The organism is Microbacterium yannicii PS01, assembly GCF_000304335.1.
Lineage (GTDB): Bacteria > Actinomycetota > Actinomycetes > Actinomycetales > Microbacteriaceae > Microbacterium > Microbacterium yannicii_A.
Genome location: NZ_CAJF01000043.1, coordinates 1 through 20936, shown reverse-complemented (window position 1 = coordinate 20936; position 20936 = coordinate 1). Strand labels below are relative to the sequence as shown.

The window sequence follows — 20936 nt, the reverse complement described above, 5'->3', positions numbered from 1 at the left end:
GCCGGTGCCGGAGGGCTCGACTAGCGTGGACGTGTGACCGTCGACGACACGCTTGCCGCAGCATCCGCCCCCACGTCCGCACCGATCGCCGAGGCCAGGCCGATCGTCCGCACCCACCACGGCGACGAGGTGGAGGACCGCTACGAGTGGTTCCGGGCGAAGGAGGACGCAGCGGTCATCGCACACCTGGAGGCTGAGAACGCCTACACGCGCGCGCGCACCGCGCATCTCGAGGAGCTGCGTGAGCGCATCTTCGGCGAGATCAAGGGCCGCACGCTCGAGACCGATCTCTCGGTGCCCACCCGCCGCGGTCAGTGGTGGTACTACGGTCGCACCGTCGAAGGCCAGCAGTACGGCATCCAGTGCCGCGCACCGCTCGCCTCCCCCGACGACTGGACCCCGCCCGAGCTGACGCCCGACACCGCGGTGCCCGGCGAGCAGATCCTCCTCGACAGCAACGTCGAGGCCGAGGGCCAGGAGTTCTTCTCGCTCGGCAGCTTCGAGATCTCGAACGACGGCACGCTCATGCTGTACGGCGTCGATGTCGCCGGCGACGAGCGATACACCGTGCGGGTGCGCAACCTCGACACGGGCGAGCAGCTCTCCGACGAGATCCCCGGCACCTTCGCCGGCGCGACCTTCTCGCCCGACGGGCGCTTCATCGTCTACACGACGGTCGACGACGCGTGGCGCCCCGACACCGTGTGGCTGCACGAGCTCGGCACCCCCGTCGACGCCGACGCGAAGCTCTTCCACGAGCCCGACGAGCGCTACTGGGTCGGCGCCGGCTTCACCCGCAGCGACCGCTACCTCATGATCGAGATCGGCTCCTCGATCACGTCAGAGGAATGGCTGGTCGATGCCTCCGACCTGCGCTCCGAGCCGCGCGTGGTGTGGCCGCGCACCGAAGGCGTCGAGTACGAGAGCGCCCACGCCGTCATCGACGGCGAGGACGTGCTGTTCGTGCTGCACAACGACGGAGCCCTGGACTTCGAGCTTGTCCGTGTCCCGGCATCCGACCCGGCCGGCGAGCGCGCCGTCGTGATCCCGCACCGCCCGGGCGAGCGGCTGCTGGGCGTGTCGACCTTCCGGGACTGGGGCGTCGTCGGCTACCGCCGCGACGGACTCGCGCGCCTCGGGATGCTCGACTACACCACCGGCGGCGTGAGCGAGATCGCATTCGACGAGCCGCTGTACTCGGTGGGCACGGGCGGCAACCCCGAGTGGGCGCCGCCGCTGCTGCGCCTCGGCTATGGCTCGTTCGTGACGCCAGGGACGGTGTACGACTTCGACGTGGCGACGCGCGAGCTGCACCTGCGCAAGCGTCAGCCGGTCCTCGGCGGATACGAGCCCGACGACTACGCGCAGTCCCGTGTGTGGGCGACCGCGCAGGACGGCACCCAGATCCCCATCTCACTGGTCTACAAGCGGGCCTTCGGCGAGGTGGGCACCGCGCCCCGTCCGGTGCACCTGTACGGATACGGGTCGTACGAGCACTCCATCGAGCCCGGCTTCTCGGTGGCGCGCCTGTCGGAGCTCGACCGCGGAGTCGTCTTCGCCGTCGCCCACGTCCGCGGCGGCGGCGAGATGGGACGCCAGTGGTACGAGGACGGCAAGCTCCTCAACAAGCGCAATACCTTCACCGACTTCGTCGACAGCGCGCGGCATCTGGTCGACGGCGGATACACGACCCCCGCGCAGATGGTCGCCGAGGGCGGGTCGGCGGGTGGGCTGCTGATGGGCGCCGTCGCGAACCTCGCGCCCGAGCTGTTCGCGGGCATCCTCGCCGACGTGCCCTTCGTGGACGCCCTGACGACGATCCTCGACCCCTCGCTCCCGCTCACCGTCATCGAATGGGACGAGTGGGGCGATCCGCTGCACAATCCCGACGTCTATGCGTACATGAAGTCGTACTCGCCGTATGAGAACGTGCGGACGGATGCCTCATACCCGAAGGTCCTCGCGGTGACCTCGCTCAACGACACCCGCGTCCTGTACGTCGAGCCGGCGAAATGGGTGGCGCGGCTGCGCGAGGTCGGCGCCGACGCGCTCCTCAAGTGCGAAATGGTGGCGGGCCACGGCGGCGTCAGCGGCCGCTACAACGCGTGGCGTGAGCGGGCGTTCGAGCTCGCCTGGCTGCTCGACACCCTCGGCGTCGCCGACGCCTGATCCCTGTCGCGGGGGCCGGCGATCGGATGCTTCGGCCGAGGCATCCGCTCGCCGTCTGCCCCCGCTCCAGCGCCCAGAGCAGGTGTTCTGGCGCACGCAGGACGACGATCGGCCCGCTCCCCAACCCGGCGTGGGCTGGGCCGTTTCCACGGATCGTCTCGGTGGCCGGGTAAGGGTCTGCGCGCCGCGCCACACTGGCCGGCATGCCTCGGATCGCGGAACCTCCCCTCGTCACCCGTCGCAGGGCACACCGTGCTGACTGCGATCGCGCAGGGCGCGCACCGCCGCCCCGTTGCCTGGAACAGGTGATCCCTCGCACGCAGGACGACCAATGCCGTGCCTCTTGACGCCATAGCACCTGTGCTCAGCAAGTGGCCGGCGCGCTGCCTTGTCGGTCACGGCGATCAGCCAGCGATCCACGCCCGCCGTCCCGTTACCTGGAACAGGTGATCTGGCGCAGACAGGACGACGGATGCCGGAAGAGGCCTGTTCTCGGCAGAACACCTGTTCTCGGCAACCGGCCAGCCCGACCGCGGGTCAGCCGAAGAGGGCGGCGGCCTCTTCGTAGCGGTAAAGCGGGACGGTGTTGAGCTCGCCGAGCGCCTCGGCGAACGGAACCCGCACGATGTCGGTGCCGCGCATCGCCACCATCTGGCCCCAGGCACCGTCGACGACGGCGTCGGCAGCGTGCAGACCCAGTCGCGTCGCCAGGACGCGGTCGAAGCCTGACGGAGACCCGCCCCGCTGGATGTGGCCGAGCACCGTCGAGCGCGTCTCGATGCCGGTGATGCGCTCGATCTCGGGCGCCAGGACCTCGCTGATGCCGCCCAGACGCGGGCGGTTGAAGGCGTCGAGTCCTTTGTCGCTGAAAGCCTCGTCCATGCCGGTGAGGGTGAAGCCCTCCGACACGACGACCAGCGGAGCACGACCGCGGTCGTGAGCCTTGGTGACCTGCGCGCAGATCTCGTCGATCGACATCGGCACCTCGGGGATGCAGATGGCGTGCGCGCCGGCGGCCATGCCCGCATGCAGCGCGATCCAGCCGACGTGCCGGCCCATGACCTCGGCCACCATGCAGCGCTGGTGGGAGTCGCCGGTGGTGCGCAGGCGGTCCATCGCGTCGGTGGCGATGTTGACGGCGGTGTCGAAGCCGAACGAGTAGTCGGTGGCGCGCAGGTCGTTGTCGATCGTCTTGGGCACACCGAGCACGTTGATGCCGTCGTTCGCCAGGCGGTTGGCGGCCGCGAGCGTGCCTTCGCCGCCGATCGCGATGATGCCGTCGAGCCGGTGGCCGTACATCGTCTTCGCGATGTTCTCGGCGCCGCCGCGCGGGCCTTCATAGGGGTTGGTCCGGCTGGTGCCGAGGATCGTCCCGCCGACCTTCGACAGACCCTTGACCTCGTGGCGGGTCAGCGGGAAGAAGTCGCCGTCGACGACGCCCTTCCAGCCGTCGCGGATGCCGACGAACTCCAGGTCGTACGAGGTCGTCCCCTTGAGCACGACGCCGCGGATGACCGCGTTGAGTCCGGGGCAGTCGCCGCCACTCGTCAGGATGCCGATCTTCATAGCTGTGTTCCTCGCTGTCGGGTGAAGAGAGTCGGCGACGCTGCCTCACCCGACATTAGTGCCGGATGCCGCACCCTGCCACACGGCGGAAACGCGAGGAGGACGCGCGCCGGGCCGTCGCGCATCCTCCTCGTGGTCGCGTGTCTAAGCCGCCCCGAGCGCCTGACGCGTGAGGTGCATGAGCGCCGAGAGCTGCACCGAGTCGCTCGACTGCGGGTCGACCGCTTCTCCGTCGAGGGCGCGTTGAGCGAGCCCCTGCTTCGAGTCGATGAGTTCGGCGATCTTCGTGTCGATGGTGTGCGCCGCGATGATGCGCCACGCGGTGACCGGCTCGTCCTGGCCGATCCGGTGCACGCGGTCGATCGCCTGCGTCTGCTCGGCTGCGGTCCACGACAGCTCGGCCAGCACGACGTTCGACGAAGCCTGCATGTTCACGCCCACGCCGGCGGCGGTGAGCGAGCAGACCGCGATCCCGACGTCGGGATCGTTGTTGAACGAGTCGATCGCCTGCTGGCGTGCGGTGGTGGTCTGGTCTCCGCGCAGCGAGACCGTCTTCAGGCCCGCCGACGCGAAGTGCGCCTCGGCCGCGTCCATGACGTCGATGTGCTTCGCGAAGAAGACGACCTTGCCGACCGAGCGCTGCAGCTGGGCGGCGTAGTCCGCAGCGAGAAGCGCCTTGGCCTGACCGATCCGACGGACCATCGTGAACACGTTCTCGGAGCCGGTGCCGGCGGCCTTGGCCTCCTCGAGCTCGTTCTGGGCGACCAGGCGCACGATGTCGGCATCCACCTCGCCGATCGCGAGGCCGCGGTCGCCGCGGGCTTCGATGATGCGGCGGTACCGGGCGGCGAGCCGCTCGCCGAGCTCGCGCTCCGCCTGGCGGATCGAACGGCCGAACTCGTCGTCCAGCTCGACCGGCAGGTCGGCGATGAGCTTGTCGGGCAGGTCGGCGGCGACATCCTTCTTCTTGCGCCGCACGATGCCCATCGAGATGACAGCCTCGCGCGCCTCGGGGTAGAACGCCTTGTCGGCTGGGGTCAGCCCCGTCTCGTCGAGCTTCTCCATGAGCGCGGGTCCCGGCTTCTCGCCCGTCGTCCAGCCGAGGAAGCGCCAGATCGCGTCGAAGTCCTCGACGTCGTTGATCAGCGGCGTTCCGGTCAGCGCGAGGAGCAGCGGGTTGTGCACCTGCTCACGGATGCGCGATGCCAGCGCCAGCACGTTCTGCGAGCGCTGCGAGCTGAGGTTCTTGATGAAGTGCGCCTCGTCGACGACCATGCCCTTGAGCCCCAGCGACCCGAGCCACGACAGGTGGCGATCGAGGATCTCGTAGTTGACGATGAACACGTCGGCGAACGCGTCGATGTCTTCGCCGTCGCCGTGGATCACGGTTGCGCGGCGGTGCGGCGTCCAGCGCTCGACCTCGCGTGCCCAGTTCATCTTGACGACATTGGGCACGACAGCCAGGAGCGGATACGCGCCGGCGACGGATGCCGCGAGCACCGACTCCGCGGTCTTCCCGAGGCCCGGCTCGTCGGCGAGCAGGAAGGTGCGGTGGCCGTCGCGCACCGACTCCAGGAATCGCGACTGGTGCGGCATGACCTCGAGGCCCTTCGGCGACAGCCGGTCGAACTCGGGGACGGGAGGCAGGTCCATCGATGCGCTGGAGCCGCCGGCACCGGTCTCGAACGCCTTGTACAGCGGGCCCATGAGCTCCCAGCTGTCCAGGCGGCGACGCGGCGTCTCCTTCGGCGCGCGCAGCGAGAGATCGGGCGCCAGGAACGGATTCGCCATCTGGCGGGCCTCGACCTGGGGCGGCACGACCTGGCGCTCGGCCAGGGCCGCGGGCACCACATTCACCGCGATCGGCGCGACGTCGGTGATGATGAGCTCGTCGGGCGGCAGCTCCGCTCCCGACTCGAGCAGCCAGTCGCGGCGCATGCGGCGCGCGACGGGCGAAGTGGCCTGATCGACTTCGAGGAGCTGGATCAGCGAGGTGTCTCGCGCGGCGGTCTTGGCGAGGATGGTCGCGACGCCGTCGAGCCGCTTCAGCAGCTCCGCGCGCACGGCATCCGTGATCTCGGTGTCGGCCTTCACCCGCGCGCGCTCCTCGCGCACCAGGAACGCGATGACCTGGAACTTGACGCGGTTGGTCGGCCCGAGCTTGCCTCGCTGGGCCTTCGCCTCGACCTCGCGCACCTTGCGGGCGAGGATCGGGATGATGGGGGCGTCGTCGTCGCGGCGCGCGGACGAGGACTTGCGGCGACGCTGCGCCGTGTGGGCGGGTGCCGTGGTCGGCATGCTCCTCCTGAGCGTGAGTGCCGGATCGGGGCCGGCGATGATCGGATGTGACACCGATGGTTGTGCGTGCTCCCGCGGGCGGCGCGGACGCCGTCGCGAACGCGGGAATGGAGCTCACCGTCGGCGGCCGCGGGCACTCGCTTCTGCGAGCTGCGACATCGTCAACGACTATCCCCGCGCTCATTCTAGCGGGGGATGCCCGATCCAGGAAAGAAAGCCTGCGCCGTGTCGGCTCAGCCCCACAGAGTGGCGACGATGTCCTCGGTGTATCCGTCGGGCGAGAAGTTGATCCACGCGGTCGTGACGACCGCTCCCTCGCCGAGGTAGTGCGTCTCGCCGCGCGCGTACTCCTCGTCGTCCAGCGTGATCCCCTGCTGCTCGATGCGGCACACGGTTCCCTCGCCGAGGGGCTCGCAGCCGAACCCCGCAGCGGGCAGCGCCTGGGCGACGGCTTCGGCCTGCGCGGTGTCGACCACGGTCACGTTGGTGGCGAGTCCGAACTCGCTGGGCTGACCCCACGAGCATCGCAGGGTCGGGGCGCCGCTGTGGATGATCTCGAGCATCTCCGCGTTCTCGGTTGAGAGCATGGTGACGCCGGGATCGTTCAGCGGCGGGTTCGTCGACTGCAGCTGCGCCCGCATCTCGGCCGAGTAGATCTCCTCGCACGAACCCGGAAGCTCGAACGCCGCGTCGGGCAGCTCCGTCTCGATCGGAGTGACCGAGGGTCCGGGAGTGGGCGCGTCGACGCTCTGCGTCGAGGTGGGCACGGGCGTCTGCTCCGGCTCGGGCTGGCATCCCGTCGCGAGCGCGACGACAGCCGCCGTTGCCGCGCCCGTCACCACGATCCGGCGCACCATCCGAGCTCCCAGCTTCACGCCTTCGGCCAAGGTCGCCACCTCCGTCGAGTCCGCCACCGAGTTTACCGTGCGGCGCATCCGCCGACGAGATGCCGCCGTCGCCGACGTCAGTCCGCGCCGACGTACGCGCTCTGCCAGTCCGACAGGGTGTGCGGGTCGTCGGTGACGATGCCGTCCACGCCGAGGGCGGTCACGGCATCCCAGTGCTCGTCACGGTTGAGGGTGTAGACGACGACGCGGGCGTCCACCGCGTGCAGTTCGTCGACGATCTCGGGACGCGCCAGGACCGCCTTCCGGCTGACGACGACGCCGCGGGCTCCCGCCTCGAACACCGCCTGCACCACGTCATCGGGCACGTGCTTGAGGATCAGGAGCCGCGAGATCACCTCCGAGGCCCCCGCAGCGAGAGCCAGCGTGCGCGCATCGAAGCTGGCGAGGATCACTCTGCTCTCGAGCTGACGCGCGACGACCCTGCCGATCGCGTCATGGAGCGCTGCGGCATCCCACTCGCCTTTCAGCTCGAGGATGCCCCGGCCGCCGGCACCCGCGAGCGCGTCGAGGAACTCGTCGAGGGTGGGCACGAGGGTTCCCGCATACGCAGGGTCGAACCACGAGCCGGCGTCCAGCCCCCGGACCTCGGCGAGGCTCAGCGCCGAGACGCGCCCGTGGCCGTCGGTCGTGCGGTCCACCGTGGGGTCGTGCAGGAGCACCGGCTGACGGTCGGCTGTGAGCGCGACATCCACCTCGACATACTCGAAGCCGCCGGCCAGTGCCGCGGTGATCGCCGGCAACGTGTTCTCCGGTGCCGTCGCTGCACCGCCTCGATGGCTGGCGATGAACGCGGCGTCACCGGGCGTCCGGGTCTCGCCGAGCAGCTCCCGTGCGCTCACCCGCGCCGGAGCGGCGCCGAGCACCGCGATCACGAGACTCGCTGCGGCCAGAACACAGACGACGAACAGGGCGTGGGTCCGGTCGCGGGCGCGATCGGATGCCGCGAGGTCGGGCATCGGGCATGTCCTCCGGGTCGTGCACCACGTCCTCGTCGACGTGGTGCGGACCACTCTACATGCGCCGTTATCGTTCTGTTACTTAGCTTTGGCTCGGGTTTCGCGCACCATGTCCCACAGGGCGTCGGCCACCTCGCGCTTGGTCCCGCTCGGAGTGGCGGTGACCACTCCAGCGGCATCCAGCACGACGAGCGCATTCTCGGCGGTCTCGAATCCCTTCGACCAGCCCACCTCGTTCACGGCGAGCAGATCGGCTCCCTTGCGTGCCGCCTTGCGGCGCCCTCGCTCGAGCAGGGTCTCCCCCGCTGCCGGGGTCTCCGCCGCGAAGCCCACGATCGTCTGCCCGTCCCGTCGGGCGGCGACCAGGCCCGCCAGCACATCGTCGTTCTCGATGAGGTCGAGGGTGATCCCGCCGCCGGGAGCGGAGTCCTTGGTGCGCTTGAGGGGAGAGACCTCCGCCACGCGATAGTCGGCGACGGCGGCGGCCATCACGACGACGTCGGCGCTCTCGGCGGCCAGAGCGGCCTCGTGCGCCAGTTCGGCGGCGGTCCCGACGCGCACGACGCGCACATCAGGGCGAGCGGATGCCTCGGCGAGCACCCCGTCGTCCACATGGGCGGCGATCAGCACCACCTCGGCGCCGCGGTCGGCGGCCGCCAGCGCGACGGCGATACCCTGGCGCCCGCTCGAGCGGTTGCCGATGAAGCGCACGGGGTCGATGGGCTCGCGCGTGCCCCCGGCGCTGACGGCGACGCGCAGGCCCGCAAGGTCCGCCGTTCGGGCATCGCCCATGCCTCTTGCATCGACCTGAGCGAGCGCGACCTCGAGGATCGCCTCGGGCTCCGACATCCGTCCGGGGCCGCTGTCTCCGCCGGTGAGCTCGCCGCTGTCGGGACCGACGACGACGACGCCGCGTTCCAGCAGCGTCGCCATGTTCTGCGTCGTCGCGGGGTGGCGCCACATCTCGGTGTGCATCGCCGGCGCGACGACGACCGGTGCCGTGGTCGCGAGTAGGGTCGTTCCGAGGAGATCGTCCGCGAGCCCCGCGGCCATCTTCGCCAGGGTGTTCGCCGTCGCGGGCGCCACGATCACGAGATCGGCCGACTGGCCGAGCGCGACGTGACGCACCCGCGCGACGTCGTCGTGGACGGAGGTGGTCACCGGATTGCGGCTGATCGCCTCCCACGTCGGCAGGCCCACGAAGCGCACCGCGTCCTGGGTGGGCACGACGTGGACGTCGTGACCGCCCTTCACCAGGAGGCGCACCAGCTGCACCGTCTTATAGGCGGCGATGCCACCGGTGACTCCGACCACGATGAACACCCTCCGATCTTGGCACGACCCCGGATCGCGACAGGCAGGAGCTTGAAGATGTGCACCGTCGTCATCCGCGTTCCCCCGTCGGCGGACGAGCCGACGCGCGTGCTCGCCATCCGCGACGAAGACCCGGAGCGACCCTGGAATCCGCTCGGCCGGTGGTGGCCCGAGCCGCACGACGGAGTCGTGGGCGTGCGCGATGTGCGGGCCGGCGGCGCGTGGCTGGCCGCCGACCCCGACGCAGGACGACTCGCCGTGCTGCTGAACCGGGCCGACGTGTCCGATCGTCCCGAGTCCGAGATCGTCTCCCGCGGAGGCATCGTGCTGGACTCGGTCGCCGGCCGCTCCCCCGCGGGAACGCCACGCACCCACGGGTTCAACCTGGTCGAGGTCGACGGTGCACGGGCCCGCGTGCTGACCTGGGACGGCGCGGCGCTGCGGTCGGTCGAGCTGGAGCCCGGCACGCACATGATCGCGCACGACGACGTCGACGACCTCTCGACGCCCCGCATCGAGCGGTGGCTGGACGAGTTCCGCGCGACCGCACCGGCTGACGGCGACGGATGGTGGATGCCGTGGGTCGAGGTCCTGGAGAAGTCCGCGACGCTCGACAGCACCGACGACCGCGCCATCATCCGCGACAATCGCCCCCACGGCTACCCGACGCTGTCGCTGCTGGCGTGCGTGGCATCGGTCACGGAGCACGACGTCGACGTGCACTACGGAGAGCTCCGCGAGCCCGGCCACTGGGGCGGCCTGAGCCTCGACTGACCCTCCGGCACAGCTCCGGCTCAGCGGGCTGGGCGCAGAACCGGATCCGCACGCGCGGAGCTGAACCCCGACACGCCGTGGGAAGACGCCGGCGCTCGGCGCGTCGCCGTCGCTGCCCGCAGCAGCGGATCCGATCCTGCGTCGGGCTCGAACCACGCCCCCGGAGCAGCGAGTCGCGCTAGACCAGGCTCTTGGTGTGCCAGACGGTCTTGGTCTCGGTGAACGCCGCGATGCGCTGCAGGCTCGGGGCCGCGGCATCCGCTCCCCGCTCCGGTGGCAGCACGCGCGTGAGCGTCTCGGCCGCGGCGATCTGCAGGTCGACCCACTCGAGGTCTCCGGCGCCGACGAGGTCGAGCGCGTGCACCTCGGGATGAGACGCCAGCCACGGTGCGATCTCGGCGGGCGAGCCGGTGAGCACGTTGACGACGCCGCCGGGCACATCGCTGGTCGCGAGCACCTCGGCGAGGCTGATAGCCGAGAGCGGGTACCGCTGCGAGGCGACCACGACCACCGAGTTGCCGGTGACGAGAGCCGGTGCGATCGCCGACACGAGTCCGACGAGCGCGGTGTCCTGGGGAGCGATGATGCCGACCACCCCTGTCGGCTCGGGGACCGAGATGTTGAAGTACGGGCCCGCGACGGGGTTGCCGTTGCCGGCGACCTGACCGAATTTGTCGCACCACCCGGCGTACCAGACCCACCGATCGATCGCCTCGTCGACCTCGGCGGTGGCGGCGGAGGAGGAAGCGCCCGTCTGCTGCACGATCTCGTCGACGAACTGCGCGCGGCGGCCCTCGAGCAGCTCGGCCACGCGGTAGAGGACCTGACCGCGGTTGTACGCGGTGGCGCCCGACCAGCCCTTGACCGCACCTCGCGCCGACACGACGGCGTCGCGCGCGTCCTTGCGCGAGGCCAGCGCGGCGTTGGCGAGGAAATCGCCCTTGTTCGAGACGACCTCGTAGGTGCGGCCCGACTCGCTGCGCGGGAACGCGCCTCCGATGAAGAGCTTGTAGGTCTTCGGAACGCTGAGCCGTCTGCTTTGTCGCTCGCTCATGCGCGCGCCTCCTTCAGGTACGCGGCCAGGCCGTGCCGGCCGCCCTCACGGCCGTAGCCCGACTCCTTGTACCCGCCGAACGGGCTCGAGGGATCGAAGCGGTTGAACGTGTTCGCCCATACCACGCCCGCACGCAGCCGGTCGGCCACGGCGAGGATGCGCGATCCCTTGTCGGACCAGATGCCGGCCGACAGCCCGTACGGCGTGTTGTTCGCCTTCTCGATCGCCTCGCCCGGCGTGCGGAACGTGAGGACCGACAGCACAGGTCCGAAGATCTCGTCGCGTGCGATGCGGTGGCTCGCCTGCACGTTCGTGAAGATCGTGGGAGCGAACCAGAACCCGTTGTCGGGGATGACGCAATCGGCGCTCCAGCGCTCGGCGCCCTCCTCTTCGCCGATGCGGCTGAGCTCGCGGATGCGGTCCAGCTGGGCGCGCGAGTTGATCGCACCGATGTCGGTGTTCTTGTCGAGCGGATCGCCCAGGCGCAGCGTCGACAGGCGGCTCTTCAGCCGGTCGACGACCTCGTCATGGATCGACTCCTGCACGAGCAGGCGACTGCCTGCGCAGCAGACGTGGCCCTGGTTGAAGAAGATGCCGTTGACGATGCCCTCGATGGCCTGGTCGATGGGCGCATCCTCGAAGACGATGTTCGCGGCCTTGCCGCCGAGCTCGAGCGTCAGCTTCTTGTCGGTGCCGGCGACCGACTTCGCGATCTGGCGGCCGACGGCGGTCGACCCGGTGAAGGCCACCTTGTTCACGTCGGGATGCCGCACCACGGCCGCTCCGGTGGCCCCGGCGCCCGTCACGATGTTGACGACGCCCGGCGGCAGGTCGGCCTGCTGCAGGATCTCGGCGAGAACGAGCGCCGACAGAGGCGTCGTCTCGGCGGGCTTGATGACCACGGTGTTGCCGGCGGCCAGCGCGGGGGCGATCTTCCAGGCGAGCATGAGCAGCGGGAAGTTCCACGGGATCACCTGGCCGGCCACGCCCAGCGGCCGGGGTGCGGCGCCGAGCCCTGCGTAGTCGAGCTTGTCGGCCCAGCCGGCGTAGTAGAAGAACCAGGCGGCGACCAGGGGCACGTCGACGTCGCGGCTCTCCTTGATCGGCTTGCCGTTGTCGAGGCTCTCGGCGACAGCCAGCTCGCGCGCACGCTCCTGCACGAGTCGCGCGATCCGGAACAGGTACTTGCCGCGATCGCGGCCGCTCATCTTCGACCACGTGCGGTCGTAGGCACGGCGGGCGGCGGCGACGGCGACGTCGACGTCGGCCTCGGTCGCCGTCGCGATCGTGGCGATGTGGGACTCGTCGGCGGGCGAGATGGTCGTGAACGACTCCCCGCTGCCGGCGCGGAACTCGCCGTCGATGAAGAGCCCGTACTCGTCGCGCAGGTTCAGGACCGCGCGCGACTCGGGGGCCGGTGCGTACTCGAGGAAACTCATGGGAAGTCCTTCGTTGGTGCCCTTCGACAAGCTCAGGGACCGGGATGGGAACGTCAGTCGATCGTCACGTAGTCGGCGCCGGAGTAGTGACCGGTCTTCAGCTTCTGGCGCTGCAGCAGGACGTCGTTGAGAAGGCTGGACGCGCCGTAGCGGAACAGGTGCGGCTGGAGCCACTCCTCGCCCACCGTCTCGGCGACGGTCACGAGGTACTTGATCGCGTCCTTCGAGGTGCGGATGCCGCCCGCAGGCTTAACTCCGACCTTCTCGCCCGTCGCGCGGTGCCAGTCGCGGACGACCTCGAGCATCAGGAGCGTGACGGGAAGCGTCGCGGCCGGCTGCACCTTGCCGGTGGAGGTCTTGATGAAGTCGCCGCCGGCGAGGATCGACAGCCACGACGCGCGCTTGACGTTGTCGTAGGTGTTGAGCTCTCCGGTCTCGAGGATGACCTTGAGCGACGCGTACGTCCCGTCCTCGCGCCGGCAGGCCTGCTTCACCCGGGCGATCTGGTCGAAGACCTGGCCGTAGCGTCCCGCGAGGAACGCGCCGCGATCGATCACCATGTCGATCTCGTCCGCGCCCGCCGCGACGGCCTCGGCCGTGTCGGCGAGCTTGATGTCGAGCGATGCTCTCCCGCTCGGGAACGCCGTCGCGACCGCAGCCACGCTGACCCCGCCGTCGTCCGGGTCGCCGTGGGCGGCGCCGAGCGCTGCGACGGCCGTCGGCACCATGTCGCCGTACACGCACACCGCAGCCACGCGTGGGCACGTCGGGTCGGACGCATCAGGGGTCAGGGCCTTCGCGACGAGGGAGCGCACCTTGCCGGGGGTGTCGGCGCCTTCGAGCGTGGTGAGGTCGATGAGCTCGATGATCTTGTCGAGCGCCCACGCCTTGGACGTGGTCTTGATGGAGCGGGTGCCGAGCCCCGCCGCCCGCTGCTCGAGCCCCACCGCGTCGACGCCCGGCAGCCCATGGAGGTAGCGCCGCAGCGTCGTGTCGTCCGGCTCGCCGCCGAGCAGCGCGATGGCCCGCTCGGGCAGCGTCTGCACATCGGTCCGGCTCATGGTTCTCCCTGAAATCGTGTGTCGTACGGGCGGGCGCACCTCACCCGGTTGTGCTCGCCCGTGCCGGCGCTGCGGTCATCGCTCTGGAGTGCCGCATCAGCACGATCAATCCGATTCCGACGACCACTGCGAACGCGATGCTCAAGGTGAGGAAGGCGAACCAGTTCTCGTCCAGCGCCAGGACGATCGCCGCTGCGATGACCGCGATCGCCGCCGCCGCGAGCTTCGAGGCGGACTTCAAGCCTACCCCGGGGGTCAGCCGTCCGGCGGGCGCGTCACCTCGCGACAGGATCAGGTCGGCGAACGCATCGAGTGTCGCCAGCAGCGAGGCGGAGTACGCGACGGCGCAGCCGAGCGCTCCCCACAGGTTGACGGAGTCCGGGGCGGCGGCTTCGGCGGCGAGGATGACCAGGGCGTGCACGCCTCGATCGTAGGCGCGCCACGGCGCGCGGGTCTATGGCCGGCTGCCGCTTCGTGAGACGGATGCCGCGGCGCAGCGCATCAGGTCAGCTGGCGCCGGACGCGGATGACGTCGTCGGTCATCTGCTCGATGAGGGGCCCGATCCCTTCGAACGCCACCATGCCCCGGATGCGCTCGACGAACTCCACCTCGACGACATGCCCGTAGAGGTCGAGCTCGGTCTCGTCGAGAACATAGGCCTCGACCTGCCGCACGGCGACGTCGTCGAAGGTCGGATTCGTGCCGACGCTGATCGCCGCCGGGTAGCGGACGCTGCTGCGCGGCTCGGCCGCCCCGTCGCCCGGGGCACCGGCGTCGACGAGCCACCCGGCGTACACGCCCTCGGCGGGGACGAACCCCTCGAGGTCGGCGGCGAGGTTTGCCGTCGGGAATCCGAGCTCGCGACCGCGCTTCAGGCCGTGGACGACCTCGCCGCGCACCGCGTGCGGCCGGCCGAGCAGCCGTGCGGCCCCGGCGACGTCGCCGGCGGTGAGCAGCTCGCGCACCCACGTCGACGACACGCGTCGACCGGCGTCGATCGCGCGCACGTCGTCGATCACGTCGACCTCGAAACCGAACTCCCTGCCCATGTCGCGCAGCAGTGCGGCGTCGCCCGCTCCCCCGCGCCCGAACCGGAAATCCGCTCCCACGAGCACGATCTGCACTCCCAGGGCTCCGACGAGCACGTGCTCGACGAACGCGCGGGCGTCGAGATCGGCCAGCGCGCGATCGAAGGTCAGCATCAGGGTGGCGTCCACGCCCGCCTCGGCGAGCAGATGCAGCTTCTGCGTGACGCCGACGAGACTGTCAGGGCAGATCTCGGGGCGCAGCAGCGCCAGCGGATTGCGGTCGAAAGTGACCGCGACCACGCGGGCGCCGGCGGCAGCGGCATCCACCCTCGCCCGATCGATCACCGCGCGATGGCCCGAATGGACGCCGTCGAACTTGCCGATCGCGACGACCGACGGGCCGAAGCCGGCCGGGACGTCGCCGGGTGCGCGGAAGACGATCACGATGTCGCCGCCGCAGACCGCGTCACGGTCGCCTGGTCCGCGGGTCGATGGGTGACCAGCCACCACAGACCGAGGAAGGGAAGCACGAGCGGCACGAAGAGGTAGCCGCCTCCGAACCACGACCACACCGTCTGGTGCGCGAACAGCTCCGGCAGCAGGAAGCTCAGCGCTCCGACGACGAGCACTCCGACGAGCTCGAAGACGATGGCGACCCACGCGACGCGATACCAGCCGCCTCGCCCGGCGAACACCAGGGCCAGCGTCGCGACGATGTACACGAGGGCCGAGACGGCCGACAGCGTGTACGCCAGCGGCGCCTCGTCGAATCGCTGGACGATCTGTACGAAAGAGCGACCGGTGGCGGCGAGGGCCATGATCGCGTACACGATCACGAGGACTCGTCCGACTCCGGTCATGCGGGTGCGGGAGGGCGACGACATAACCAGACGAGTCTATTTCGTGCCGCGCGCACCGGAGCCGACGCGGGAGCCATGATGCCTCAGGCGACCTGGATCGTCCAGATGGCGTTCATCCGCCAGACCATGACGGCGATCGAGAGGGCGGCGATGCCCATGATGACGGTGCTCCAGCGGCTGCGCTCGAGAAGCGCCCAGGCGACGGCGACGAGGGGCAGCAGCGCCGCCGAGACGAGGTACACCCAGAACTCCAGCAGGCTTCCCGTCGGCGGGTTTCCTGCGAGTGGTGCGATGATCGCGATCACGATCTGCGCGATGAGCAGGAGCTCGACGAGGGCGAGAGAGCCCACCGTGAGATCGCTCGGGCGGCGCCCGGCGAGCCCCAGGATCACGCACAGCAGACCCGCGGCGACCGCGACGGCGACCTGCGCGATCGTGAACCACAGGATCATCGGGGCGCCTCCTCGGGCATGTTCATGGCGCTCTTGACGTCATCGCCCCGCTTCTCGACGACGCCCACGAGCGCACCGTCGGGATCGATCGCCGCCATGGGGTGCGAAGCGAGGCGCTCCGCCGCGCCGGTCAGTCGTTTGCCGTGCCGCAGGTCGCGGGCCTCGTCGGCGCTCACGTCGAATCGGCCGAGAACGGCGGCGGCGACCTCGGCGGGCGCCAGGAGCGGTGCACCGGCGAGCGCATCGACGCCGGCTGCCCCATCCACGGCGACCGGGCCGATGCGCGTGCGCCGCAGGGCGGTGAGGTGACCGCCGACGCCGAGGGTCGCACCGAGGTCGCGGGCGAGTGAGCGGATGTACGTGCCGCTCGAGCAGTCCACGATCACGTCGAGGTCGATCCACCCCGTGTCGTCGGCGGACCCTGAAGCCGCGGCTGAAGCCGCCGGGGGTCGTCGCTCGGCCACGACGTCGAAGCGCGACACCGTCACCTCACGGGCCTTCAGCTGCACCTCCTCGCCGGCCCGCGCGAGGTCGTACGCGCGGCGCCCGTCGACCTTGATGGCCGAGTAGGTGCTGGGGACCTGTGAGATGCGGCCGGTCAGAGCAGCAATCGCCTCCGAGATCTGGTCGGGGCGCAGGGCCGAGGCATCCGTCGCCGAAACGGCCTGGCCCTCGGCGTCGTCGGTGTCGGTCGCGACGCCGAGGCGGATCGTCGCCTGATAGGTCTTGTCGAGCCCGACGATGAACGTGAGCAGCCGCGTCGCGCCCTCCACGCCGAGCACGAGCAGGCCGGTGGCCATCGGGTCCAGCGTTCCGGCGTGGCCGATCTTGCGGGTATCGAGCGCCCGCCGGGCACGCGCGACCACGTCGTGCGAGGTGATGCCGCCGGGCTTGTCGACGAGCAGGATGCCGGGAGCCGCCATCAGCGGACGATCTCCCGCACGCGGCGCGGGTGGGCGAGGTCGGAGTTGTCGACGATCACGTCGGCCGCCTCGAACGGACGCGCCTCGCGCAGGTAGAGCTCCTGCCCCTCGCGGTAGCGGGCGTTGGCCGGCGCATCGGGATCGGGGTCGCTGCCGTCGCGCAGCGCCATCCGCGCGCATGCCACCGACCACGGCACCTCGAGCCAGAGCGACCAGTCCCACAGCGGCCGGAGTTCGGGACGGTGAAGGAAGATCCCGTCGACGACGAGGATCGCATCGCGCGGCGCCGAGACCCACTGCGACTCCTCCGGCGCATCGCGCACCACGTCGAAGGCCGCGAGCTGGAAACCGGTCGCACCGGCGGTCTGCGCACCGTCACGGAACGGGTCGATCAGAACGCGTCGTAATGTCGCATAGTCGTACGAGTCGCGGTAGTAGCCCTCGGGACTCGACCGCCCGCGCGCGTACCGCTCGGCCCGCGGCCGGTGGAATCCGTCGACGCCGGCGCGGAACACCGCGTCACCGGTCTCGGCGAACACTTCGGCGAGACCGTCCCCGAAGGTCGTCTTGCCGGCGCCGTCGACACCGTCGACCGCCACGATCACCCGCCCCGCCGGGTAGTGCCGTCGCACCTCGTCGCGAAGCTCGCGCCACAGCGTCGTACTCGGTGTGACGGGAAGGCGCATGCTTCCAGCCTACGGCGGGCGGTCGCGAGGAATCGTCCGATCGCGACGGCGGAAGCGGGTCGGGTACCGGGCGGGCCTGCCGCCGAGCACTCTGCGCTCCGGTCGCCTCGGGATGGCGGTCGCGCCCGCTTTAGGCTGGAGGCATGCCCGACCTCGCGACGCCCCTTGCGGCGTGGTTCGGGCAGAACGCCCGGGATCTGCCGTGGCGGCGTGAGGGGTTCGGGGCGTGGGGCGTGCTCGTGAGCGAGTTCATGCTGCAGCAGACGCCGGTGACCCGCGTCGTCCCGCACCTCGAGGCATGGCTCGCGCGCTGGCCGACGCCGGCCGTTCTCGCCGCCGATGCGCCGGCCGAGGCGGTGCGGCAATGGGCGAATCTCGGCTATCCGCGGCGGGCGCTCTGGCTCCATCGCGCCGCGGTCGAGATCCGGGATCGGCACGGCGGCGTCGTCCCGCGCGACGTCGACCAGCTGCTCGCCCTGACCGGCATCGGCGACTACACGGCGCGCGCGGTCGCCGTCTTCGCGTACGGCGACCGGCACCCCGTGGTCGACACGAACACACGCCGCGTGCTGGCTCGTGCCGTCGAGGGTCGCTCCCAGCCCGGACCACCCGCGAAACGCGACCTCGCGGTGATGGAGGCGATGCTGCCTGTCGGGGTGCACGAGGCGGCGGTGGTCAACGCGGCCGTCATGGAGCTGGGCGCGACGGTCTGCATCGCACGCGCACCGCGGTGCGCCGACTGCCCGATCGCGGCGCAGTGCGCATGGCGAGCGGCGGGCTATCCCGACACCGGCGACGCGCGCCGCCGGCAGGCGCGCTACGAAGGCAGCGACCGGCAGGCCCGCGGAGCGGTCCTGAAGACGCTGAGGGATGCCGCGACACGCGCGGTGCCGCTGGACGAGGTCGTGCCGGACTGGCCCGACGCGCTGCAGCGCGACCGCGCGATCGACTCCCTCATCGCCGATGGGCTGGCGGAGGCGTCAGCGGGGACCCTGCGGCTGCCCGCCTGAGTCGGAGCGAGCTCGAACAGAACACGCCGCGGAGCCGGAAGGCTGCCGCGGCGTGTTCGAGTGCCGGAACGGGTCAGGCGTCGTCGTCGTCGTCTTCGTCGTCTTCGTCGAGCTCGCGAGGCTTGACGTACGGGTCGGCGTCGCCGGCATAGGACGCGGCGGCCGCGATACCGGCCACGGCCTCATCGCGCTCGCGCGCCTCGCGGAGCAGGTCCGCGATGTGCCCGGCGCTGTCGGGCAGCGCGTCGGGGATGAACTCGAGCGACGGCGTGAGCCGCACGTTGAGGTGCTTGCCCAGCTCGGAGCGGAGCATGCCGGTCGCCGACTTCAGCGCGTCGGCCGAAGCGGCGCGCTCCTCGTCGGAGCCGAGCACGGTGTAGAAGACCGAGGCGTGCTGCAGATCACCCGTCACCCGCACGTCCGTGATCGTGACGAAGCCGAGCCGGGGGTCGCGCAGACCCTTCTCGAGCCTCTCTGCGAGGACCACCCGGATGCGGTCGCTCAGACGCGCCTGACGTTCGCCTGCCATGACTCTTCCTTTCGACAGGTGAGGGGCGCGCAGTGCCGTCCGGCCGGAAGCCGTGCGGCGCCGTGCGCCCCTCGCCGATTGTGATCAGCCTCGAGGCTTCTCGACCATCTCGGTGGTCTCGATCTCGTCGCCGATCTGGATGTCGTTGTACTTGCCGAGGCCGATTCCGGCTTCGAAGTCCGTACGCACCTCGGTGACGTCGTCCTTGAAGCGCCGCAGCGACTCGATCGCCAGGCCGTCGGCGAGGACCACGCCGTCGCGGATGACGCGCGCCTTGGCGTTGCGCGTGATCGTGCCCGAGCGGACGATGACACCGGCGATGTTGCCGAACTTGGAGGAGCGGAACACCTCGCGGATCTCGGCCACACCCGACTGGACCTCTTCGTACTCCGGCTTGAGCAGGCCCTTGAGCGACTGCTCCACGTCGTCGATCGCGTTGTAGATGACCGAGTAGAACCGGACGTCGACGCCTTCGCGGGAGGCGCGCTCGCGCGCCTTCGTGTCGGGTCGGACGTTGAAGCCGATGACGATCGCGTTGTCGATCGTCGCGAGGTTGATGTCGGACTCGGTGATCGCACCGACGCCGCGGTGGATGATCCGCAGCTGCACCGAGTCGTCGACCTCGATCTTGAGCAGCGACTCCTCCAGCGCCTCGACGGCACCCGAGACGTCACCCTTGATGATGAGGTTGAGCGACTCGACCTTGCCCTCTTCGAGAGCACGCGTGAAGTCCTCGAGCGAGATGCGCTTGCGGGCCTTGGCCAGCTGGGCGTTGCGCTCGGCAGCCTCGCGCTTCTCGGCGATCTGACGGGCGGTGCGGTCCTCTTCGGTCACGATGAACGTGTCGCCGGCACGCGGCACCGAGTTCAGACCCTGCACCTGCACGGGCCGCGAGGGATACGCCTCTTCGACCGCGTCGCCGTTCTCGTCGGCCATCGCACGCACACGGCCGTAGGCCGTGCCCGCGACGATCGCGTCGCCGACGCGCAGTGTTCCCGACTGGATGAGCACCGTGGCGACCGAACCGCGACCCTTGTCGAGCTTCGCCTCGATCGCGACACCACGGGCCGCCTTGTTCGGGTTCGCCGTGAGGTCCAGCCCCGCGTCCGCGGTCAGCAGCACAGCGTCCAGGAGGTCCTGGATGCCGGTGCCCTGACGAGCCGACACGTCGACGAACATGACCTCGCCGCCGTACTCCTCGGCGACCAGTCCGTACTCGGTGAGCTGCTGGCGCACCTTGGCCGGGTTGGCGTCGGGCTTGTCGACCTTGTTCACCGCGACCACGATCGGCACGTTCGCCGCCTGCGCGTGGTTGAGGGCCTCCACCGTCTGCGGCATGATGCCGTCGTCGGCGGCGACCACGAGGATCGCGAGGTCGGTCACCTGCGCACCACGGGCACGCATGGCGGTGAACGCCTCGTGTCCCGGGGTGTCGATGAAGGTGATCGCGCGCTCGATGCCCTCGTGCTCGGTCCAGACCTGGTACGCACCGATGTGCTGCGTGATGCCGCCGGCCTCGCCCGCGACCACGTTGGTCTGGCGGATGGCGTCGAGCAGTCGCGTCTTACCGTGGTCGACGTGGCCCATGACGGTGACGACGGGAGGACGGATCTCGAGGTCTTCCTCGTTCTCCGCCTCCAGCTCGGCCTCGAGGTCGAGACCGAAGCCCTCGAGGAGCTCCTTGTCCTCGTCCTCGGGCGAGACCATCTGGATCTTGTAGCCGAGCTCGGCGCCGAGAACCTCGAAGGTGGCCTCGTCGAGCGACTCGGTGGCCGTCGCCATCTCACCCAGGTTGAACAGGATGGTCACGAGCGTGCCGGGCTGCACGGTGTAGCCGCGCAGCGTCTCGAGCTTGTCGGCGAAGTCCGCGATCGACGCGCCGCGGCGCAGGCGGATGATCTCGCCGTT

Annotated in this window: 19 protein-coding genes; 3 read left to right on the top strand and 16 right to left on the bottom strand. The window is 70.3% G+C overall.

Features of this window, described 5'->3' with window-relative positions:
* Positions 1-33: 33 nt before the first annotated feature.
* The gene (locus WYM_RS17625; protein WP_019182169.1) at positions 34-2169 is read left to right on the top strand and encodes a S9 family peptidase; all 2136 of its coding nucleotides are present in this window, start codon (positions 34-36) and stop codon (positions 2167-2169) included.
* 537 nt (positions 2170-2706) lie between these two features.
* Here the strand turns inward: WYM_RS17625 and WYM_RS17620 are convergent.
* From WYM_RS17620 to coaBC, 5 genes are all read right to left on the bottom strand, one after another.
* Complete coding sequence (locus WYM_RS17620; protein ID WP_019182168.1) at positions 2707-3735, bottom strand: ATP-dependent 6-phosphofructokinase; 1029 nt, start codon at positions 3733-3735, stop codon at positions 2707-2709.
* 144 nt (positions 3736-3879) lie between these two features.
* Positions 3880-6033, bottom strand: coding sequence for a DEAD/DEAH box helicase (locus WYM_RS17615; protein ID WP_019182167.1), 2154 nt, complete (start codon positions 6031-6033; stop codon positions 3880-3882).
* Between the two features lie 233 nt (positions 6034-6266).
* Positions 6267-6947 carry a hypothetical protein gene (locus WYM_RS17610; protein ID WP_019182166.1) on the bottom strand — a complete coding sequence of 227 codons (681 nt, stop codon included), beginning with the start codon at positions 6945-6947 and terminating at the stop codon, positions 6267-6269.
* A 50-nt stretch (positions 6948-6997) separates the two neighbouring features.
* On the bottom strand, positions 6998-7897 hold the full coding sequence (locus WYM_RS17605) for a glycerophosphodiester phosphodiesterase (protein ID WP_019182165.1): 900 nt from the start codon (positions 7895-7897) through the stop codon (positions 6998-7000).
* 78 nt (positions 7898-7975) lie between these two features.
* Entirely contained in the window at positions 7976-9220 is a 1245-nt protein-coding gene (coaBC, locus tag WYM_RS17600) for a bifunctional phosphopantothenoylcysteine decarboxylase/phosphopantothenate--cysteine ligase CoaBC (RefSeq protein WP_019182164.1), read from the bottom strand.
* 48 nt (positions 9221-9268) lie between these two features.
* On the opposite strand from coaBC, the gene WYM_RS17595 reads away from it, so the two are divergent.
* Positions 9269-9985, top strand: coding sequence for an NRDE family protein (locus WYM_RS17595; RefSeq protein ID WP_019182163.1), 717 nt, complete (start codon positions 9269-9271; stop codon positions 9983-9985).
* A gap of 178 nt (positions 9986-10163) precedes the next feature.
* Here WYM_RS17595 and WYM_RS17590 read toward each other — a convergent pair whose 3' ends face one another.
* The 9 genes from WYM_RS17590 to WYM_RS17550 all read right to left on the bottom strand — a co-directional run bounded on the left by WYM_RS17590 (position 10164) and on the right by WYM_RS17550 (position 17489).
* Positions 10164-11039: an aldehyde dehydrogenase family protein gene (locus WYM_RS17590; RefSeq protein WP_019182162.1), complete on the bottom strand. Its 876-nt coding sequence runs from the start codon at positions 11037-11039 to the stop codon at positions 10164-10166.
* Positions 11036-12478, bottom strand: a complete 1443-nt coding sequence (locus WYM_RS17585; RefSeq protein ID WP_019182161.1) for an aldehyde dehydrogenase family protein — start codon at positions 12476-12478, stop codon at positions 11036-11038. The genes WYM_RS17590 and WYM_RS17585 overlap by 4 nt, the downstream gene beginning before the upstream one ends.
* A 53-nt stretch (positions 12479-12531) precedes the next feature.
* Positions 12532-13539, bottom strand: a complete 1008-nt coding sequence (gene deoC, locus WYM_RS17580; RefSeq protein ID WP_019182160.1) for a deoxyribose-phosphate aldolase — start codon at positions 13537-13539, stop codon at positions 12532-12534.
* Between the two features lie 40 nt (positions 13540-13579).
* Positions 13580-13960, bottom strand: a complete 381-nt coding sequence (locus WYM_RS17575) for a hypothetical protein (protein WP_019182159.1) — start codon at positions 13958-13960, stop codon at positions 13580-13582.
* Positions 13961-14040: 80 nt separating this feature from the next.
* Positions 14041-15012, bottom strand: coding sequence for a bifunctional riboflavin kinase/FAD synthetase (locus tag WYM_RS17570; protein ID WP_019182158.1), 972 nt, complete (start codon positions 15010-15012; stop codon positions 14041-14043).
* Positions 15009-15452 carry a hypothetical protein gene (locus WYM_RS20735; protein WP_019182157.1) on the bottom strand — a complete coding sequence of 148 codons (444 nt, stop codon included), beginning with the start codon at positions 15450-15452 and terminating at the stop codon, positions 15009-15011. The genes WYM_RS17570 and WYM_RS20735 overlap by 4 nt, the downstream gene beginning before the upstream one ends.
* A 59-nt stretch (positions 15453-15511) precedes the next feature.
* Positions 15512-15880: a hypothetical protein gene (locus WYM_RS17560; RefSeq protein ID WP_019182156.1), complete on the bottom strand. Its 369-nt coding sequence runs from the start codon at positions 15878-15880 to the stop codon at positions 15512-15514.
* Positions 15877-16803 (bottom strand): tRNA pseudouridine(55) synthase TruB, encoded by a 927-nt coding sequence (gene truB, locus WYM_RS17555; RefSeq protein ID WP_019182155.1) that lies wholly within the window; start codon positions 16801-16803, stop codon positions 15877-15879. Before truB ends, WYM_RS17560 begins: the two co-directional genes overlap by 4 nt.
* Positions 16803-17489 carry a hypothetical protein gene (locus WYM_RS17550; RefSeq protein ID WP_019182154.1) on the bottom strand — a complete coding sequence of 229 codons (687 nt, stop codon included), beginning with the start codon at positions 17487-17489 and terminating at the stop codon, positions 16803-16805. Before WYM_RS17550 ends, truB begins: the two co-directional genes overlap by 1 nt.
* A 143-nt stretch (positions 17490-17632) precedes the next feature.
* On the opposite strand from WYM_RS17550, the gene WYM_RS17545 reads away from it, so the two are divergent.
* Positions 17633-18499: an A/G-specific adenine glycosylase gene (locus tag WYM_RS17545; RefSeq protein WP_019182153.1), complete on the top strand. Its 867-nt coding sequence runs from the start codon at positions 17633-17635 to the stop codon at positions 18497-18499.
* A gap of 73 nt (positions 18500-18572) precedes the next feature.
* Here WYM_RS17545 and rbfA read toward each other — a convergent pair whose 3' ends face one another.
* Positions 18573-19028 carry a 30S ribosome-binding factor RbfA gene (gene rbfA, locus WYM_RS17540; RefSeq protein ID WP_019182152.1) on the bottom strand — a complete coding sequence of 152 codons (456 nt, stop codon included), beginning with the start codon at positions 19026-19028 and terminating at the stop codon, positions 18573-18575.
* A gap of 84 nt (positions 19029-19112) precedes the next feature.
* Positions 19113-20936 (bottom strand): translation initiation factor IF-2 (gene infB / locus WYM_RS17535; RefSeq protein WP_019182151.1); only part of this gene is annotated, 1824 nt, incomplete at its 5' end.

Coding starts and splice junctions, on each gene's coding strand:
- WYM_RS17620 (WP_019182168.1), bottom strand. CDS start 3,735: ATGAAGATCGGCATCCTGACGAGTGGCGGCGACTGCCCCGGACTCAAC.
- WYM_RS17615 (WP_019182167.1), bottom strand. CDS start 6,033: ATGCCGACCACGGCACCCGCCCACACGGCGCAGCGTCGCCGCAAGTCC.
- WYM_RS17605 (WP_019182165.1), bottom strand. CDS start 7,897: ATGCCCGACCTCGCGGCATCCGATCGCGCCCGCGACCGGACCCACGCC.
- WYM_RS17595 (WP_019182163.1), top strand. CDS start 9,269: ATGTGCACCGTCGTCATCCGCGTTCCCCCGTCGGCGGACGAGCCGACG.
- WYM_RS17590 (WP_019182162.1), bottom strand. CDS start 11,039: ATGAGCGAGCGACAAAGCAGACGGCTCAGCGTTCCGAAGACCTACAAG.
- WYM_RS17585 (WP_019182161.1), bottom strand. CDS start 12,478: ATGAGTTTCCTCGAGTACGCACCGGCCCCCGAGTCGCGCGCGGTCCTG.
- deoC (WP_019182160.1), bottom strand. CDS start 13,539: ATGAGCCGGACCGATGTGCAGACGCTGCCCGAGCGGGCCATCGCGCTG.
- WYM_RS20735 (WP_019182157.1), bottom strand. CDS start 15,452: ATGTCGTCGCCCTCCCGCACCCGCATGACCGGAGTCGGACGAGTCCTC.
- WYM_RS17560 (WP_019182156.1), bottom strand. CDS start 15,880: ATGATCCTGTGGTTCACGATCGCGCAGGTCGCCGTCGCGGTCGCCGCG.
- truB (WP_019182155.1), bottom strand. CDS start 16,803: ATGGCGGCTCCCGGCATCCTGCTCGTCGACAAGCCCGGCGGCATCACC.
- WYM_RS17550 (WP_019182154.1), bottom strand. CDS start 17,489: ATGCGCCTTCCCGTCACACCGAGTACGACGCTGTGGCGCGAGCTTCGC.
- WYM_RS17545 (WP_019182153.1), top strand. CDS start 17,633: ATGCCCGACCTCGCGACGCCCCTTGCGGCGTGGTTCGGGCAGAACGCC.
- rbfA (WP_019182152.1), bottom strand. CDS start 19,028: ATGGCAGGCGAACGTCAGGCGCGTCTGAGCGACCGCATCCGGGTGGTC.